This is a genomic window from Streptomyces sp. WAC03905, assembly GCF_057371075.1.
In genome coordinates this window covers 5,950,389-5,967,469 of sequence record NZ_JBXYDZ010000003.1, presented here as the reverse complement: position 1 = coordinate 5,967,469, position 17,081 = coordinate 5,950,389, and the positions used below count along the sequence as shown (strand labels likewise).

Here is a 17,081-nt window from a genome sequence, read left to right as displayed (position 1 = left end):
AACCGTCCTACCGTACGCCTGCTTCCCGGGAGGTCGCGCCGGTTGCCAGCAGGTACTGGGCGGCCAGGTAGGTGGCCATGATCCAGAAGTCGGGTCGGGGCGGCTGCGGCCATTCGGCGACGCCGGTGGCGATGAGGGTGTCGGACAGCAGGAACAGCGCGCCGCCGATGCCGGCCCGCAGGCCGAGGGCGCTGGAGCGGAAGGCCATGGCGGTGAGCAGCAGGCTGTAGCCGGCCACGGGGATCCGCAGGTCCGCGGGCAGGTCGGCCCACAGGAGGGCGACCGTGCCCAGGAGGGCCAGCGCGTAGCCGCCGCCGAGCAGCGGGTTCGCGGGCCGCTTGCCGAAGAGGACGAGGTAGCAGACGTGCCCGACGGCGAAGGATCCCATGCCGACCAGGAAGGCCGCCTCGGCGTCGAAGAGCAGGGCCAGGTCCCCGCCCCAGCCGAACAGCAGGGCGGCGACCAGCAGGCGGGGCGCGCCGCGCGTGACGGCGTGGGCGACCAGCAGCGGCATCAGCAGCGGCTTGGCGAGGACGTGCCCCAGGTGCCAGCCGGCCAGCAGGGAGGCGAGGTCGAAGGCGGTGGCGGCGGCGAAGCCGTAGAGGGCGAGGCGGCCCAGGCGCTCCCGGCCGGCCGCCGCCCGCGGGGCGGCCCAGGAGGGTGCGGGGCGGCCGGGGGACTCCGTGCTCACGCGGTGGACTCCTGTACGGCGGCCGGGTCGGCGGCGGGTGCGGCGGCCCGGGCGGGCACGGCCTCGGGGGCGGTCGCCGCAGCGGGGGCGGGGGCCGCGGCAGCCGGGGCCGCGACCGCGGCGGGGGCCGGCTGCCAGCCGGGGCCGCGGAAGACCCGGCCGGCGCGCTCGCTCCAGCTCCGGGCGGCGCGGACGTCGCGGGCGATGGCGGCGTACTCGTGGGTGGCGACGCGCAGCGGGTTGTAGGTGGAGATGTTCTTGGTGAGCCCGTAGACGGGCCGGTCGGTCTCGCCCACCCAGGAGCCGAACATCCGGTCCCAGATGATCAGGATGCCGCCGTAGTTCCGGTCGAGGTAGCCGCCCTGGGACGCGTGGTGCACGCGGTGGTGGGAGGGGGTGTTGAAGACGTACTCGTAGGCGCGCGGCAGCTTGCCGATGCGCTCGGTGTGGACCCAGAACTGGTAGAGCAGGTTGATGCCGTAGCAGAACGGGATCACGGCCGGGTGCACGCCGACGGCCACCATCGGCAGGTAGAACCAGTACGTCGTGGCACTGGTCCAGGGCTGCCGCAGGGCGGTGGTGAGGTTGAACTTCCGGCTGCTGTGGTGGACCACGTGGCAGGCCCACAGGATGCGGATGACGTGGTGGCCGCGGTGCTGCCAGTAGTAGAGGAAGTCCTGGGCGAGCAGCATCAGCGGGAGGGTCCACCACAGCAACGGCACCCTCAGCGGGGTGAGTTCGTACACGGCGGTGAAGACCGCAACCACCGGGATCTTCCACAGCAGGTCGAAGCCGATGCTGCCGAGCCCCATGCTGATGCTGGTGGCGGCGTCCTTGGCGTCGTAGCCCTCCGCGTCATCGTCGGGATGGAGGCGGTAGCTCACCAGCTCGATGACGGTGAGCAGCACGAAGGCGGGTATGGACCACAGCACGACATCGGGCAGGTTCGGCATGTCCGCACCATAGAGGCGCCCTCGGGGGTGCCGCTAGGGGTTGTTACCGATCGGTATCCAGCGAGGTTACCGACGGTTCGGGGAGGGCGGGGAATGACGGGATTCGAGACGGTTCTCCTACGGGTGGCGGGCACGGCGGCGAGCACCTTGGTGAGGTCCCTCCTGACGCCCGCCCCCGGATCCGGCCCCACCCCGCCCCGCCGGAGCGGATCACGTACGTCTGACGTACCGCCCCGGCGGGAACGTCGTGGCTACCAGACGCGGACCGAGCCGCCCCTGGCGAAGGCCGGGCTGGTGACGGCCGCGGGGACCGTCGAGAGGGGTTCGGCGATCTCCGAGACCAGGGGGCCGTGCTTGGCCGCGAGGGCGTCGAGCAGGGGGAGGTCGAAGCCGTAGACGCGGGCCGCGTTGCCGCCGACCATCGCGGCGACCTCCGGCCGCGGGAGGCCCGCGTAGGCGATGCGGAGGCCTTCGCGGGAGTACGGGGTGGTGCCCTCGTCGTGGGGGTAGTCGCTGCCCCACATGATCTTGTCGAGGCCGATCCGGTCCCGCAGCGGGACCTCGTGGGGGCGCATGAAGCTCGCCCCCACGAAGCAGTTGTCCCGCCAGACCTCGCTCGGGCCGCGGCCCATGGACTCCGCCAGGCCCGCCCCGAACTTGGACTCGGCCGTGGCCGACGCCGCGACCAGGCGGCCGTGGTAGTAGTCCAGCATCTCCAGCACGCCCGGGATCCAGCCGGAGCCCTGCTCCGTCAGGACCAGCTTCAGCCCCGGGTGGCGGCGGAACGCCCCGCCGAACACCAGGTGCCACAGCGCGCGGTGCGAGAACCAGGTGGTCTCCACCATGAAGACCGCCCGGGCCGCCGGCTCGTCGCCCAGCGGCGGTGACGCCGAGCCGCCGTGGTGGTTGACGGGGACGTCGAGCTCGTCGCACACCGCCCAGATGGGGTCGTACGCGGCCGAGTACAGCTCGGGGACCGTCGAGCCGGGCGGTACGCCGGGCAGCAGGATGCCGCCCGTCAGGCCGGCCTCCCGGACGCGGCGAATCTCCGCCACCGCCGCGTCCACGTCGTTCAGCAGGATCTGCGCGACGCCCGCCCGACGCCCGGGGGCGTCCGCGCAGAAGTCCGCCAGCCAGCGGTTGTGCGCCTGCAGGCCGGCCCAGCGCAGGGCGTACTCCGCGGCGGTCGGGGGCTGCGCCATCAAGGATGCCTTGGGGAAGAACGGCGGGATGGTGTTGGGGAAGACGACCTCGGCGACGATGCCGTCGGCCTCCAGTTCCGCCAGCCGCCGCGCCGAGTTCCAGTTGCGGTCCGCGGTGTCCGCGAGGAGGTCCTCGTACGGGTTGACGTACGTGGCGGCCCAGGCGTCGAACTCCTCGTGGTACCGCTTCTCCAGGTACGGCCTGTAGTCCAGCAGGTCGGCGCCCGCGTGGCAGTCCGCCGAGATCACCGTGTAGCGGTCGTCGCCGGTCACCGCGACACCCCCAGGACGGGGAAGTCGTGGTCCGTCAGCCAGTGCCGGCCGACCTCGCGCGAGCGTGCCCAGGAGGCCGCCACCGCCGCCTGGTCCGGGGACTGGCCCAGGTCGGCCGGGGTGGGGCCGATCCGGCGGGCGAGCGGGGCCAGCTTCTCGGTGTCGAAGCCGAACACCTCCGCCGCGGCGAGCCCGAGCATCCGCCGGGTCTCGTCGACCGGGATGTCGTGGAAGGTCCTGCGCAGCCAGGTGCGGGTGTCCGGCCAGGTGCCCTCGGGGTGCGGGAAGTCCGACCCCCACAGGATGTTGTCCACGCCGATCTCGTAGCGCTGGGCCAGTTCGCGCCGTTTGGTGTTGGTCGCGCAGACGAACACCTGGCGGTCCAGGTACTCGCTCGGCGGCCGCTTCAGCTCCTCGAAGGGCGAGAGCTTCTTCCCGCCGTGCGCGCCGAGGTAGAGCCGGTCCATGAACCACAGCTGGTTCGGCAGCCACCAGCAGCCCGACTCGGCGATGCCGAACCGCAGGCCCGGGTGCCGCTCGAACACCCCCGACCAGAGCAGGAACCACAGCGGGCGGGCGGGCCACCAGGTGACCTCGGAGACGAAGATGCCCAGGTGGTCGCCGTACTCGTGGCGCGGTGAGGAACCGGAGTGGGTCACGATCGGCATCCGCGTCTCGGCCGCCGCCGCCCAGACGGGGTCGTAGCGGCGGTCGTGGTAGGGCGCCTTGTCCACCCACATGGCCGGGATCATCAGCGCGCCCAGCCCGGACTCCTTGGCCCGGTGGATCTCGGCGACGACCCGGGCCGGTTCGCCGGTGATGGGCAGCAGGGCGACGCCGCAGTGGCGTTCGGGGTTCTGCGAGACGAACTCGGCCAGCCAGCGGTTGTGCGCCTGCGCGCCCGCCATGCCCAGCTCGGGGTCCTGGTCGCCGGAGAGCCCGAGGCCCACCCCGAAGGGCGCCGCGGTCTGGCTGTCGACGGCGTCCGCGTCGGGGAAGACGACCTCGGCCGCGACGCCGTCGCCGTCGAGTTCCTTCAGCCGCCGGCCGGTGTCCCAGCCCCCGCGCAGGCCCTCCTCGTGATCGTGGAACCACTTCTCGGCGAAGGCCTCGTTGCGGATGCCCAGGCGGGTGGCCTCCGCACGGCGTGCGTCGCGCTGGCCGAGGAACTCGTCGAACTGCGGGTGGAAACGGGAGTCGAGGTAGGGACGGTACGACTCGGTGGGCAGGCCGGCATGACAGTCGGAAGAGATGATCAGATACGGGTCTTCGTACGGTGTGTCAGTCGTGGGCTCGCTCGTGGGTTCGCTCGTGGGGTCGCTCATGGCGGACGCTCCTCAGTCGAGGATGAAGCTCTCCAGGTAGGCGGGGGCGGCGCGGTCGAGCATCGACTGCGACCGGGCGCGGATCTGCCGGTCGCTGTGCTCGCTCGGCGGCAGCATCCAGAAGCGGCCGGCGCGGATGCCGTCGACGACGTGCTCGGCGACCTCCTCGACCGGGGTGAAGTGCACCTCCTGGCCGGCCCGCTTCATCGCGGCCTCGTACTGGTCGAGGCTGCGGTACGGGGTCCTGCGCGGGCGCTGCTTGGCGTACCGCTCGGGCCGGTTGCGGTGGGACTCCCACAGCCCGGTGCGCAGCATGTGCGGGCCGGGGAAGAGCACGGAGGCTCCGACGGCGGCGCCCTCCGCCTTGAGGTGGGCGTAGAGGGACTCGGTCATGGTGACCACGGCGGCCTTGGTGACGGCGTACACGGAGGCGGTGGGCAGCGGGGCGATGCCGCCGTCGCCGGAGGAGGTGTTGACGACGTGGCCGGGGGCGCCCCCGGCGATCATGCGGGGGACGAAGGCCTGGATGCCGTGGAAGACGCCCCAGACGTTGACGGAGAAGGCCCACTTCCAGTCGTTGGGCTCGTGCTCCCACATCCTGCCCTCGGCGCCGGAGCCGACGCCCGCGTTGTTGCAGAGCACGTGGACGGCGCCGAAGGCGTCGTACGCGGCGTCGGCGAGGGCGAGGACGCTGTCGCGGTCGCCGACGTCGACGACCCGGGCGAGGACCCGGGCGCCGTCGGCGGCGAGTTCGTCGGCGGCCTTGCGCAGGGCGGGCTCCTCGACGTCGGCGAGGACCACCTTCAGGCCCTCGGCCGCGAAGCGCCGGGCCATGGCGAGGCCGATGCCGCCGGCGGCTCCGGTGACGACGGCCACCTGTCCGGGTTCGAGCCGCATCTCACACGCTCCCTTCGGGGGGTCCGTCGAGGATCTGCATCGGGTCGTCGTAGCGCTGGTGGAGGTACGGGAGGAGGGCCCGGGCGCTGACCCGTTCGACGACACGGCCCGTCTGGTCGGTGGTCTTCTCGCCGATGGTGATCTCCACGGTCCGGCGGACGGGGAGGTCGGCGACGGGATCGAACATCGACTCGCGCAGGACGACGTCGCCCGTGATGTGCTCCAGCCTGCGGACCTTCTCGTTGCGGACGCAGTGCACGAGGACCGGGTCCGCGTCGAAGCCCGAACCGTCGACGGCGGGCAGGAACTTGAAGTAGAAGTCGGTCTTACGGGTGGGCTCGGGCAGCGGGAGCGGGCGGTCCACGGCGCCGCGCACCTCGACGAAGGCGATGCCGTGCCGGGCGAGGGCCGCCCGGACGACGAGGCCGTCGCGCTCGACGGTGACCTCGCCCAGCTTCTTCGGCTCGCCGAAGACCTCGCGGCCGCCGGTCAGGGCGCGTTCGTGGGTCATCGGCATGACCAGCGGGTACCAGCCCTCGACACCGTCGTGCCGGGCGGCGACGGCCACCGAGCCGGCGCCGAGGGGGTAGCCGGGCAGGTCGACCTTGCTGATGTTCGCCCGTACCAGGGGCCGCTCGGCCGGCTTGAGCGGCGGCGGGAGGACCGCGGCGACCACGTCCGGATCGGTCTCCCAGACGGCCACCACGCCGGTGGACCAGATGTCGGGGAGCTTGGAACTCTTCTCGCGCGACGCGGCGATCTCGGCCTCGGTCCGCGCTCCGTACCGTACGCGTGCCATGGGTCGCACCCTCTCTCGTCCGGGGAGGAGTCGGTTCTGTAACACAGTTACACCGGCGCCGATGAAGGGTAAAGGCCCTTGCACGCAACAGAACTGACGGCTCGCCAGTTCTTTCTGACAGATCGGCGGACCGCAGACATGGCCAGATCCTCGCTGACCCGCGACGAGGTGCTGGACGCCGCCGCGTCCCTGGTCAAGCAGCGCGGTCCGGCCGCCCTCACGATGCGGGGGCTGGCCGCCGAGCTGGGCACCGCCGTGACGTCCATCTACTGGCACGTGGGCAACCGCGAGTCGCTGCTCGACGCGCTCGTGGAGCGGACCGTGCAGGAGATGGGCGCGATCCGCCCGGCCGGCCGCACCCCGGCCGAGCGGATCCTGTCGGTCGCCCGGATCCTGCGCCGCGAGCTGCGCGAGCGCCCGCACCTGATCGCGATGGTCCACGAACGCGGGCTCACGGAGCGGATGTTCCTGCCGGCCCAGCAGGCGCTGGTCCACGAGGTGCACGCCGCGGGCCTGCGCGGCGCCCGGGCGGCGGACGCGGTGCGCGCCGTGCAGTTCCAGGTCGTCGGCCACCTGCTCGTCGAGCGCAACCGCGAGCGCTCCCCCGCCCAGTCGCCGGCCGAGAGCGAGCTCTGGGACCCGGCCGCGGCGCCCCACGACCCGGCGCTCGCCCGGGCGCTGGCCCGGCCCGCCGACCCGGAGCGGCTCTTCCTGCTGTCCGTACGGGCCCTGGTGACGGCCCTGCTGGCGAAGCCGCCCGCCCCGGGCTGACCCAGGGTGGGCCGGCGGTGTCGGTGCGTGCCGATATCCTCTGTGACCATGCTCGACGACCGTACGACCGCAGAGACGACGTGGCCGACCGCGTACCCACAGGGGTACGCGGTCGTCGACGTGGAGACCACCGGGCTCGCTCGCGACGACCGGATAGTCTCCGCCGCCGTCTACCGGCTCGACGCGCAGGGCAACGTGGAGGACCACTGGTACACGCTGGTCAACCCGCAGCGCGACCCGGGGCCGGTGTGGATCCACGGCCTGACGAGTGACGTGCTCGCCGGTGCTCCCCTCTTCAAGGACATCGCCGAGGAGTTCGCCGGCAGGCTCGCGGACCGCGTGCTGGTCGCGCACAACGCGATCTTCGACTGGCAGATGATCGCCCGGGAGTACGCGCGCGCCGAGACGACCGCGCCGGTCCGTCAGCGGCTGTGCACCATCGCTCTGTCGAAGGAGCTGGCCCTCCCGCTGCCCAACCACAAGCTGGAGTCGCTCGCCGCGCACTTCGGTGTGGTCCAGCAGCGCGCCCACCACGCCCTCGACGACGCCCGGGTGCTCGCGGAGGCCTTCCGTCCGTCGCTGCACGCGGCCGCGCAGGGCGGGGTGCGGCTGCCCCTGCTGGAGTGCCGGCCGCTGACGGAGTGGTCGGACTCCGCCGCCACCCCGCGCGTGGGCCACCAGGCGTCGTACCGCGGCGGCGGGAGCTGGCGGCCCTCGCGCAAGCGGCCGCCGTGCCCGCACCCCAACCCGGGACGGTTCGAGGACGGCAAGCCCCTGCGGCAGGGAATGCGGGTCGCGTTCTCCGGCGACACCTCGGTGGAGCGGGAGCTGTTGGAGGACCGTGCGGTCGAGGCGGGCCTGCACGTCGCGACGAGTGTGTCGCGGCTCACCAGTCTGCTGGTGACGAACGACCCCGACTCGGCGACCTCCAAGACGGTCAAGGCGAAGTCCCTCGGCACCCCCGTCGTGGACGAGGCCGCCTTCACGCAGCTGCTGCGGGACGTGGCCCCGGCCGAGGACTGAGCGCACCGGCCGGCGCCGCCCGTTGGGCCGGGCGGGTGTCCGCGCGGCGACTCACCAGGGTGGATCTTGTTCCGCCGCTCCGCCCTGCGCAGCATGCGGCGCATGGCACGTTGCGAGGTCTGCGGAAACGACTACGGCATGTCCTTCGAGGTGCACGCGCAGGGCGCGGTGCACGTCTTCGACTGCTTCTCCTGCGCCATCCACCGCATGGCGCCCATCTGCGAGCACTGCCGCGTCCAGATCATCGGACAGGGCGTCGAGGTCGAGGGCCAGTGGTTCTGCGGCGGGCACTGTGCCCGCGCGGAAGGGAAGGTGGGCATCGTCGACCACGTCTGACCGCCGCCTTCTCCCCCCAGCGACCCCGGAGGGCCACCCGGCCGCCGGGGTCCTCGTCGGCCGGGGTACCGTCGTGGGCGTGTACCGCTTTGTGCTGACCCGGCAGTGGGTGTGCCTCACCCTCGTCGCCCTCGTCCTCATCCCCGTGATGATCAAGCTGGGGTTCTGGCAGTACCACCGCCATGTGCACCGGGTCGCGCAGAACCAGCTGATCGAGGCGAACCTGCGGGCGGAGCCCGTCCCCATGGCCGAGGTCACCTCCCCCGGCCACGAGGTCCCCCGCGCCGACTTCTGGCGCGCGGTCACCGCGACCGGCACCTACGACTCCGCGCACGAGGTGGTCGTACGGATGCGCACCTCGAACGACGACAAGGTCGGCTTCCACGTCCTGACGCCGCTCGTCCTCGGCGACGGCCGGGTGGTACTGGTCGACCGCGGCTGGGTGCCGGGCGGTGACGACCCGCGCGCCTATCCGCCGGTACCGGCCGCGCCCGCGGGCGAGGTCACGGTCACCGGGCGGCTGAAGGCCGACGAGACGAGCGGCGGCAGCGGCATCAAGGACCGCAAGGGCCTGCCGGACCGTCAGGTGATGCTGATCAACAGCGGGCAGCAGGCGGAGTACCTGGGCCGGCCGGTCCTCGGCGGGTATCTGGAGCTGACCGAACCGGATCCGGGGGACGGCGGTCCGGAGACCGTCGCCGACCCCGACCACGACTCGATCGGCGCGCACATGGCGTACGCCGTCCAGTGGTGGCTGTTCGCCGCCGCGGTGCCGGTGGGCTGGCTGGTCCTCGTGCGGCGCGAACGGCGCGACCGCGAGGAGGCGGCGGCCCGGGCCGAAGCCGCCGAGGAGGAGCCCGCGACCGCGTAGCGTGTCGGGCATGGATCTTGGACTGAAAGACCGTGCCTACATCGTCACCGGCGCCACGCGCGGCCTCGGCCTGGCCTCCGCCCGGGAACTGATCGCCGACGGCGCGAAGGTCGTCGTGACGGGCCGGGACGAGCAGCGGGCGGCCGACGCCGCGGCGGCCCTCGGCCCGGGCGCCGTGGGCGTCGCGGCGGACAACGCGGACCCGGAGGCGGCCGCCCGTCTCATCGCCACCGCGCACGAGCACTTCGGCCGCTTCGACGGCATCCTCATCAGCGTCGGCGGCCCGGTCCCGGGCTTCGCCGTCGACAGCACCGACGAGCAGTGGTCGGCGGCCTTCGAGTCGGTCTTCCTCGGCGCGGTGCGCCTGGCCCGGGCGGCCGCCGCGGTGCTGGGCGACGGCGGGGTCATCGGCTTCGTCCTGTCGGGCTCGGTCCACGAGCCGATCCCCGGCCTGACCATCTCCAACGGCCTGCGGCCGGGCCTGGCCGGCTTCGCGAAGTCCCTCTCGGTGGAGCTCGGTCCGCGCGGCATCCGCGTCATCGGGCTGCTCCCGGCCCGCATCGACACCGACCGGGTACGGGAGCTGGACGAGCTGTCCGGGGACGCCGCGGCGACGCGCGCGGGCAACGAGTCCCGCATCCCGCTGCGCCGGTACGGCTCCCCGGAGGAGTTCGGCCGCACGGCGGCGTTCCTGCTCTCGCCGGCCGCCTCGTACCTGACGGGTGTGATGCTCCCGGTCGACGGCGGTTCCCGGCACGGCTTCTGACCCCGCGCCCACGCCTTCCGGCTCCGCGCCCACGCCGGCCGGCCCCCGCCTGCGGCAGCCGCCCGCCCGGCGGCTGCCGCGGCCCGTCCTCCGATGGTCAGCTGACGCGGCGGGCGCGGTGTGACGTGACCTTGAAGCGGGCGTCCGCCGGCAGGTCCGGCAGGCCCGCCGAGGTCCGGGCGTGGGTCAGCACCGGCCCCGCCAGGGCGGCCAGGGTGTCGGCCGGCACGGCGTGCGGCTCCAGTTCGACCGCCACCCGCAGGGCGGGAGAGCCGCGCCGTCCGCGCAGGGCGACCCGGCAGCCGGCGACCCCGTCCAGGGTGGCGGCCTCCGCGGCGACGGCGTCCGCGAGGGCACGTCCGCGCAGCACGGCGAAGGCGCCGTCGTGGGTGTCCACGGCGACCGTCCGCAGCCGGGCGCGCTTGAGCTGGGCGAGCAGCCACCACAGGGCCAGCAGCAGGCACACGACGAGCGCGGCGATCAGCACCCACCACCACCAGCCGTCGGCGTGCAGGTACCGGCGCCGGTCGGCGGCGGTCAGCAGGGGCGCGGCGCGGCCCTTCAACGGCCGCACGGCCGTCAGCAGGACGACCCCGGCCGCCAGCAGCACCGCGCCGGCCACCGCCAGCAGGATCCGGTTCAGCGTCCCGATCAATCCGCTCGCCTCCTGACCCGTAGGCGGGGCCGCGGCGGGTGCACGAGGCCCAGTTCGTCGATGCCGACGGCGATCACCGCGTCCAGGTCGGCCCGTACCTCGTCCAGTTCGCGGAAGTGCGAGGTGGCCCGCACCCGGACGCGGGAGCGGCCCATCCGGACCCGGGCGGACCGTACGCCGGGCACCTCCATGGCCCGGTCGCGCAGCACCTGGGCGGCGTCCTTGCGGCCGATCCCGGCCCGCAGCCGGGACCCGGCGTCGTGGTCGCCGTCCTCCTCGTCGGGGGTCCTCATCATCAGGATCCGGCGGATCCCGGGGGTGAAGGCCAGCAGCAGGAGCACCACTCCGACCAGGGCCAGGGCCCCGCCGACCAGTTGCACGGGCAGGTCGGACGGGGTGTGCGCCTCCAGCCGGTGGGCGAGTTCGCGGCGCCAGGCCATGGCGGGCCGGTCGGCGCGTACGGCGGCCAGGTCGTAGAGGAACAGACCCACCACCGCCGCCACGAGCAGCGCCACCAGGGCCGCGGGGATGCGGCGGGCGGAGCGGAAGCGGCGTGCCGTCACCGCAGCCGCCGGTCCCGCCCGGTGTGGGCGGAGTGCAGGTGCTCGATGTCGACGTCCACCTCGGGCACGGTCATGTTCGCGTACTCCTCGACGCGGCGTACGACGCTGCTGCGCACGGCGGCGCACTGGGCGGCGAGGTCGGAGGGGTAGCCGAGTTCCAGGCTCACCCGGACCCGTGCGATGTCGTGGTGCACGGTGACGGTGGCGTGCGGGGGCGCGCCGGGGCTTCCGGCGAGTGCCTCCCGGGCGGCCTGCGCGGCGATCTTGGCGACGACCCGGTCGGCGATCCGGGTGGCCCCGCGGTCGCCGGCGGCCACCGCGGCCGGGGTGGCCCGTGCGCCGGACGGCGGCGCGTCGGGGCCCGGCGGGGTGGGACCGGGCGGGCCGTCCTGCGGCAGGGTGCTCACCGCGGGTCACCTCCGCCGGTCGCGGCTGCGGAACAGGTCCCCGGGATCCAGGTCCCCGTCGAGGAAGCGGCCGGCGACGAAGCCGACGGCTCCGAGGGCCGCGACCAGCAGGAAGGCTCCGAATCCGCCGAAGTAGCCGGCGAACCCGAGGGCCATGCCGGCCAACATGCCGGCGACAGCCATGCTCATGTACGGCTCCTCTCGGCTACTGGAGTCGGGACTCCGGCTCGTCGTCGGGCTCGTCGGGCAGCTTGACGTCGCCCACGGCGATGTTGACCTCGACGACTTCCAGGCCGGTCATGCGCTCGACCGCGGAGACGACGTTCTCACGGACCGCCCGTGCCACCTCCCGGATCGACACGCCGTAGTCGACGACGATGTCCAGGTCGAGAGCGGTCTGGACCTCGCCCACCTCGGCCTTGACGCCCCGGGTGACCGCGGCCTTGTCGCCGCCGGGAACGCGGTCGCGGACGGCTCCGAAGGTACGGGAGAAGCCACTGCCCAGCGCGTGCACGCCGACCACTTCACGGGCGGCGAGGCCGGCGATCTTCTCGACCACCCCGTCCGCGATGGTCGTGCGCCCCCGGTCGCCGGGTGCCTTGCGGGAGCCCCCTGATGCGGTGTCGGTCATCGGCGTGTCCCTTCACGTGTACGGACTCACTCCGCACCACGTTAGGCCCGCGGAGGCAGGAAGGCGCCCCGGGGCTACGCCGGTCGGCGTGCTCCCGGGGCGCCTTCGTGGCTTCCGCGGTGGGTTCGGGTCAGTCCGAGAGGCCCGCCAGGTCCCGCAGGCGGCGGGCCTGGGCCGCGCGCTCGGCGGCACGCTGGTCGTCGTAGGGACGGGACTGCGCCGAGCGCAGCAGGGTCTTCGTCTCGATCACGGCGTCCCGCGGCGGGGCCAGCAGGGCGGTGGTGAGGTCCTGGACGGCGGCGTCGAGCTCGTCCGCCGGAACCACCAGGTTGGCGAGGCCGACCCGCTCCGCCTCCTCGGCGTGCACGAAGCGGCCCGTCGCGCAGATCTCCAGCGCGCGGGCGTAGCCGACCAGGGAGGCCAGCGGCTGGGTGCCGGCCAGGTCGGGAACCAGGCCCAGGCTCGTCTCGCGCATGGCGAACTGCACGTCGTCGGCGACAACGCGCAGGTCGCAGGCGAGTGCGAGCTGGAAGCCGGCGCCGATCGCGTGCCCCTGCACGGCGGCGACGGAGATGATGTCGTTACGCCTCCACCAGGTGAACGCCTCCTGGTACTCGGAGATCGTGGCGTCGAGCCGTTCGTCCGAACCGCGCGCCAGATCGAGGAAGGACGGCTCGCCCTCGAAGCCTTCGGGGGTGAACGCCTGCCGGTCGAGCCCGGCGGAGAAGGACTTGCCCTCACCGCGCAGCACGACGACCCGGACGGTGCCCGGCAACGACCTTCCCGCCTCGGCCAAAGCCCGCCAGAGCGCGGGGGATTGGGCATTTCGCTTGGCCGGATTGGTCAGTGTCACCGTGGCGACCGTGTCGTCGACGGTGAGTCGTACGCCGTCCTTGTCGAGCAGAGCCATCTGTGTGCCTCCGGTGTGCAGTCGGCCGCAGCTCGGCCTAAGTGACTGCACAGTAACCACCCAGCCGGCCGGGGGGCCGACCGGGGGTCACCGGAGGGAACGTCGGATCATGTGAGCCTTGGAGCGGTTGGAGCGTCGGAACCGTTGGACCCGGGGTCAGGCCGTAGCCGCCTTCTTGCCGCGCGTCGCGCCACCGCGGCCGCGCAGCGAAACCCCGGACTCACTGAGCATCCGGTGGACGAATCCGTAGGACCGGCCGGTCTCTTCGGCCAGCGCCCGGATACTCGCACCGGAGTCGTACTTCTTCTTCAGGTCTGCCGCGAGCTTGTCGCGCGCGGCGCCGGTCACCCGGCTGCCCTTCTTCAGAGTCTCGGCCACCCGTGCCTCCTCGTGGGAAGTGCGCTCTGGACTTCTCATGATCACCCCTCCCCGGCTTCCTGGCCACCCATTCAGCAAGGTCGGTACGACGGCATTTCCCGAGCCGTGGACACCCGAGCAGAACGGAATCCCCTCTTCCGCTGCATGACTTCCGTCACACTTACCCGACCGCCCTAGAAATCTCCAGGTCAGAGGCGGGACAGCGAAAAACCGACGGCCCCGGCAGTGCACCTTCACGGGTGCGGCCGGGGCCGTCGCAGGACGCGCAACGGTACGAGACCGTCTCACTCAGATGATGGATCACCCCTGAGCCGAATGATCCATAAGGAACTGGATCAGTGCCGGGACGGCATCCCGGCACCATCCGGCACCGCCGGGGCGCCGCTCAGGCGAGGGCCACCAGGTCCCGGTAGTCCGGGCCCCACAGGTCCTCCACACCGTCCGGGAGCAGGATGATCCGCTCCGGTTCGAGGGCCTCGACGGCGCCCTCGTCGTGGGTGACGAGGATGACGGCGCCCTTGTACGTGCGCAGGGCGCCCAGGATCTCCTCGCGGCTGGCCGGGTCGAGGTTGTTCGTGGGCTCGTCGAGGAGCAGCACGTTCGCCGAGGAGACGACCAGCGTGGCCAGGGCCAGACGGGTCTTCTCGCCGCCGGAGAGCACGCCCGCGGGCTTGTCGACGTCGTCGCCGGAGAAGAGGAAGGAGCCGAGCGTCTTGCGCACGGCGACCAGGTCCAGGTCGGGCGCGGAGGAGCGCATGTTCTCCAGGACGGTGCGGTCCGGGTCCAGGGTCTCGTGCTCCTGGGCGTAGTAGCCGAGCTTGAGGCCGTGGCCCGGGACGACCGTGCCGGTGTCGGGCTTCTCGGTGCCCGACAGCAGGCGGAGCAGGGTGGTCTTGCCGGCGCCGTTGAGGCCGAGGATGACGACGCGGGAACCCTTGTCGATGGCCAGGTCGACGTCGGTGAAGATCTCCAGGGAGCCGTACGACTTCGACAGGCCCTCGGCGGTCAGCGGCGTCTTGCCGCAGGGTGCGGGGTCCGGGAAGCGCAGCTTGGCGACCTTGTCGGAGACGCGGACGGCCTCCAGGCCGGACAGCAGCCGCTCGGCGCGCTTGGCCATGTTCTGCGCGGCGACCGTCTTGGTGGCCTTGGCGCGCATCTTGTCGGCCTGCGAGTTCAGGGCCGCGGCCTTCTTCTCGGCGTTCTGGCGCTCGCGCTTGCGGCGCTTCTCGTCGGCCTCGCGCTGCTGCTGGTAGAGCTTCCAGCCCATGTTGTAGACGTCGATCTGGGCGCGGTTGGCGTCCAGGTAGAACACCTTGTTCACGACGGTCTCGACGAGGTCGACGTCGTGGGAGATCACGACGAAGCCGCCGCGGTAGTTCTTGAGGTAGTCCCGCAGCCAGACGATCGAGTCGGCGTCGAGGTGGTTGGTGGGCTCGTCGAGGAGCAGGGTGTCGGCGTCCGAGAAGAGGATCCGGGCCAGCTCCACGCGGCGGCGCTGACCACCGGAAAGGGTGTGCAGCGGCTGGCCGAGGACCCGGTCGGGCAGGCTGAGCGCGGCCGAGATCGTCGCGGCCTCGGACTCGGCGGCGTACCCGCCCTTGGTGAGGAACTCGGTCTCCTGGCGCTCGTACTGCTTGAGCGCCTTCTCGCGGGTGGCGCCGGAGCCGGTCGCGATGCGCTCCTCGTTCATCCGCATCTTCTTGATGAGGACGTCGAGGCCGCGGGCGGAGAGGATCCGGTCGCGGGCGAGGACGTCGAGGTCGCCGGTGCGCGGGTCCTGCGGCAGGTAGCCGACCTCGCCCGAACGGGTGATGGAGCCGGCGGCGGGCTGGCCCTCCCCCGCGAGGCACTTGGTGAGGGTGGTCTTGCCGGCGCCGTTGCGGCCGACCAGGCCGATGCGGTCGCCCTTGGCGATGCGGAAGGAGGCGGACTCGATGAGGACGCGTGCGCCGGCGCGCAGCTCTACGCCGGTGGCGGTGATCACGGAAATACTCCAGGGCGGGTGGGGACGGCGGAAGGGGGCGGGACGCGAGGCTTCGACGCCGCTAATCCGCGAGGAGATTTGCCATGGGAGACATTCTACCGGGGGTGTGCAACTGGTTTCCGGGGCGGCGGCCGGGGCGCGGGCCGCACGGAATGGGTCGATACTCGCCGCAGGGGCGGTCACCCGGCCGCACCGGCTTCACGGCGGGACGGATGGAGGGCGGTGCGGGATGCAGTTCGACGACAACGCCGATCTGGACACGTCCGAGGTCAAGGACGTGCGCGGCAGTCGCATCCCGGGCGGCAGGGCCACGATCGGCGGCGGCCTCGTCGGCATCATCGCGCTGATCATGGGGCTGCTCTTCGGGGTGGGGCCGGAGCAGCTGGGGCTGTCCTCCGGTGACGAGGAGCCCGCTCCGGCGGCGTCCTCCGTCAACCAGGTGCAGCAGGCGTGCAGGACGGGCCAGGACGCCAACGCCCGCGAGGACTGCCGGCTGGTCGCCGTGGTGAACAGCACACAGGACTTCTGGCGGCAGGAGTTCGCGCGGCGCAGGGGCCAGTACGGTCCGGCGTCGACGGTCTTCTTCACCGGCCGGGTGAACACCGCGTGCGGGGCCGCCACGGCGGCCGTCGGCCCCTTCTACTGTCCGGCGGACCGGCAGGTCTACCTGGACCTGGGCTTCTTCGACGAGCTGCGCACGAAGTTCGGGGCGAGCGGCGGCCCCTTCGCCCAGGCGTACGTGGTCGCCCACGAGTACGGGCACCACATCCAGAACCAGCTGGGGACCCTCCAGCGGGCCCAGGACGGCCGGCAGGGCGCGAACAGCAACGCGGTCAAAGTCGAACTGCAGGCGGACTGCTACGCGGGCGTGTGGGCGCACAACGCGACGCGGACCCCGGACGAGTCGACCGGGCGACCCCTGATCACGAACCTCACCGACGCGGACATCCGGGACGGGCTGGACGCGGCGGCCGCGGTCGGCGACGACCGCATCCAGGAGAAGTTCCAGGGCCGGGTGACGCCGGAGTCCTGGACGCACGGTTCGGCCGAGCAGCGCCAGCAGTGGTTCTACCAGGGCTACCGGACCGGTGACATGGCCCAGTGCAACACCTTCCGCTGACCGTCGGCGGCGCCTGCCATGCTGTGTGACGCGGGTCACCGTCACGAGAGGGAGTGATCGTCATGGCAGGCGTTCCGTCCATCTGTCCCACGCTGGTCTACCGCGACGCGAAGGCGGCGATCAAGCTGCTGACCGAGGCCTTCGGCTTCAGCCAGGTCGCGGTGTACGAGGGGGACGACGGCTCGGTGATGCACGCGGAGCTGGCGTACGGCAACGGCGTGGTGATGCTGGGCAGCACGGGCAGGGGCGGGGTCTTCGACAAGGCGATGGAGGGCGGTGGTCCCTCGGGGGTGTACGTCGTGGTCGACGACGTGGACGCCCATCACGGGCGGGCCGTCGAGCACGGCGTGGAGATCCTGATGGGCCCCACCGACCAGGACTACGGCTCCCGTGACTACATGGCCCGGGACGGTGAGGGCAACATCTGGAGCTTCGGCACCTACGCGCCGCAGGTCTGAGACGTGCGGTGCGTCCGCGCCGCGGGGCCGGCCGGACCGGATCCGCGGCGCGGACGCGCGTAGCGCCG

21 protein-coding genes are annotated in these 17,081 nt (G+C 72.6%); 7 read left to right on the top strand and 14 right to left on the bottom strand.

The features are described 5' to 3' along the window. Positions 1 to 7: 7 nt before the first annotated feature. The 6 genes from AC2RP6_RS29475 to AC2RP6_RS29450 form a co-directional block, all read right to left on the bottom strand. On the bottom strand, positions 8 to 691 hold the full coding sequence (locus AC2RP6_RS29475) for a lysoplasmalogenase (RefSeq protein ID WP_486448923.1): 684 nt from the start codon (positions 689 to 691) through the stop codon (positions 8 to 10). Continuing rightward, positions 688 to 1,644, bottom strand: a complete 957-nt coding sequence (locus AC2RP6_RS29470) for a sterol desaturase family protein (protein ID WP_486448922.1) — start codon at positions 1,642 to 1,644, stop codon at positions 688 to 690. Before AC2RP6_RS29470 ends, AC2RP6_RS29475 begins: the two co-directional genes overlap by 4 nt. Before the next feature lie 251 nt (positions 1,645 to 1,895). Beyond that, positions 1,896 to 3,119, bottom strand: coding sequence for an amidohydrolase family protein (locus AC2RP6_RS29465; protein WP_486448921.1), 1,224 nt, complete (start codon positions 3,117 to 3,119; stop codon positions 1,896 to 1,898). Beyond that, on the bottom strand, positions 3,116 to 4,444 hold the full coding sequence (locus AC2RP6_RS29460) for an amidohydrolase family protein (RefSeq protein ID WP_486448920.1): 1,329 nt from the start codon (positions 4,442 to 4,444) through the stop codon (positions 3,116 to 3,118). The genes AC2RP6_RS29465 and AC2RP6_RS29460 overlap by 4 nt, the downstream gene beginning before the upstream one ends. 12 nt (positions 4,445 to 4,456) lie before the next feature. After that, the gene (locus AC2RP6_RS29455; protein ID WP_486448919.1) at positions 4,457 to 5,341 is read right to left on the bottom strand and encodes an SDR family NAD(P)-dependent oxidoreductase; all 885 of its coding nucleotides are present in this window, start codon (positions 5,339 to 5,341) and stop codon (positions 4,457 to 4,459) included. 1 nt (position 5,342) lies between these two features. Then, positions 5,343 to 6,140, bottom strand: coding sequence for an acetoacetate decarboxylase family protein (locus AC2RP6_RS29450; RefSeq protein WP_486448918.1), 798 nt, complete (start codon positions 6,138 to 6,140; stop codon positions 5,343 to 5,345). Between the two features lie 138 nt (positions 6,141 to 6,278). Here AC2RP6_RS29450 and AC2RP6_RS29445 point away from each other — a divergent pair, with 138 nt between their 5' ends. The 5 genes from AC2RP6_RS29445 to AC2RP6_RS29425 all read left to right on the top strand — a co-directional run bounded on the left by AC2RP6_RS29445 (position 6,279) and on the right by AC2RP6_RS29425 (position 9,907). Continuing rightward, the gene (locus AC2RP6_RS29445) at positions 6,279 to 6,911 is read left to right on the top strand and encodes a TetR/AcrR family transcriptional regulator (RefSeq protein WP_486448917.1); all 633 of its coding nucleotides are present in this window, start codon (positions 6,279 to 6,281) and stop codon (positions 6,909 to 6,911) included. 42 nt (positions 6,912 to 6,953) lie between these two features. Further along, on the top strand, positions 6,954 to 7,934 hold the full coding sequence (locus AC2RP6_RS29440; RefSeq protein WP_486450493.1) for a DEDDh family exonuclease: 981 nt from the start codon (positions 6,954 to 6,956) through the stop codon (positions 7,932 to 7,934). Between the two features lie 102 nt (positions 7,935 to 8,036). After that, positions 8,037 to 8,270, top strand: coding sequence for a hypothetical protein (locus AC2RP6_RS29435; protein ID WP_075972011.1), 234 nt, complete (start codon positions 8,037 to 8,039; stop codon positions 8,268 to 8,270). Between the two features lie 79 nt (positions 8,271 to 8,349). Next, a complete protein-coding gene (locus AC2RP6_RS29430; protein WP_486448916.1) occupies positions 8,350 to 9,141 on the top strand; it encodes an SURF1 family cytochrome oxidase biogenesis protein in 792 nt (263 codons plus the stop codon). Between the two features lie 10 nt (positions 9,142 to 9,151). Next, on the top strand, positions 9,152 to 9,907 hold the full coding sequence (locus AC2RP6_RS29425) for an SDR family oxidoreductase (RefSeq protein ID WP_486448915.1): 756 nt from the start codon (positions 9,152 to 9,154) through the stop codon (positions 9,905 to 9,907). A gap of 97 nt (positions 9,908 to 10,004) precedes the next feature. On the opposite strand, the gene amaP is transcribed toward AC2RP6_RS29425, so the two are convergent. From amaP to AC2RP6_RS29385, 8 genes are all read right to left on the bottom strand, one after another. Further along, entirely contained in the window at positions 10,005 to 10,562 is a 558-nt protein-coding gene (amaP, locus tag AC2RP6_RS29420; protein WP_486448914.1) for an alkaline shock response membrane anchor protein AmaP, read from the bottom strand. Then, positions 10,559 to 11,125 carry a DUF6286 domain-containing protein gene (locus AC2RP6_RS29415; protein ID WP_486448913.1) on the bottom strand — a complete coding sequence of 189 codons (567 nt, stop codon included), beginning with the start codon at positions 11,123 to 11,125 and terminating at the stop codon, positions 10,559 to 10,561. The genes amaP and AC2RP6_RS29415 overlap by 4 nt, the downstream gene beginning before the upstream one ends. Continuing rightward, positions 11,122 to 11,523 (bottom strand): Asp23/Gls24 family envelope stress response protein, encoded by a 402-nt coding sequence (locus AC2RP6_RS29410; protein WP_486450492.1) that lies wholly within the window; start codon positions 11,521 to 11,523, stop codon positions 11,122 to 11,124. The genes AC2RP6_RS29415 and AC2RP6_RS29410 overlap by 4 nt, the downstream gene beginning before the upstream one ends. A 15-nt stretch (positions 11,524 to 11,538) precedes the next feature. After that, positions 11,539 to 11,721 (bottom strand): hypothetical protein, encoded by a 183-nt coding sequence (locus AC2RP6_RS29405; RefSeq protein ID WP_486448912.1) that lies wholly within the window; start codon positions 11,719 to 11,721, stop codon positions 11,539 to 11,541. Positions 11,722 to 11,737: 16 nt separating this feature from the next. Then, positions 11,738 to 12,163, bottom strand: coding sequence for an Asp23/Gls24 family envelope stress response protein (locus AC2RP6_RS29400; RefSeq protein WP_486448911.1), 426 nt, complete (start codon positions 12,161 to 12,163; stop codon positions 11,738 to 11,740). Between the two features lie 130 nt (positions 12,164 to 12,293). Further along, positions 12,294 to 13,073, bottom strand: coding sequence for an enoyl-CoA hydratase/isomerase family protein (locus AC2RP6_RS29395; protein WP_486448910.1), 780 nt, complete (start codon positions 13,071 to 13,073; stop codon positions 12,294 to 12,296). 156 nt (positions 13,074 to 13,229) lie between these two features. Then, positions 13,230 to 13,451, bottom strand: a complete 222-nt coding sequence (locus AC2RP6_RS29390) for a helix-turn-helix domain-containing protein (protein WP_030010789.1) — start codon at positions 13,449 to 13,451, stop codon at positions 13,230 to 13,232. Positions 13,452 to 13,836: 385 nt separating this feature from the next. Then, the gene (locus AC2RP6_RS29385) at positions 13,837 to 15,435 is read right to left on the bottom strand and encodes an ABC-F family ATP-binding cassette domain-containing protein (RefSeq protein ID WP_486448909.1); all 1,599 of its coding nucleotides are present in this window, start codon (positions 15,433 to 15,435) and stop codon (positions 13,837 to 13,839) included. 229 nt (positions 15,436 to 15,664) lie between these two features. On the opposite strand from AC2RP6_RS29385, the gene ypfJ reads away from it, so the two are divergent. Both ypfJ and AC2RP6_RS29375 read left to right on the top strand, forming a co-directional pair. Continuing rightward, positions 15,665 to 16,555 (top strand): KPN_02809 family neutral zinc metallopeptidase, encoded by an 891-nt coding sequence (ypfJ, locus tag AC2RP6_RS29380; RefSeq protein ID WP_486448908.1) that lies wholly within the window; start codon positions 15,665 to 15,667, stop codon positions 16,553 to 16,555. A gap of 62 nt (positions 16,556 to 16,617) precedes the next feature. Further along, complete coding sequence (locus tag AC2RP6_RS29375; protein ID WP_486448907.1) at positions 16,618 to 17,013, top strand: VOC family protein; 396 nt, start codon at positions 16,618 to 16,620, stop codon at positions 17,011 to 17,013. Positions 17,014 to 17,081: the final 68 nt, after the last annotated feature.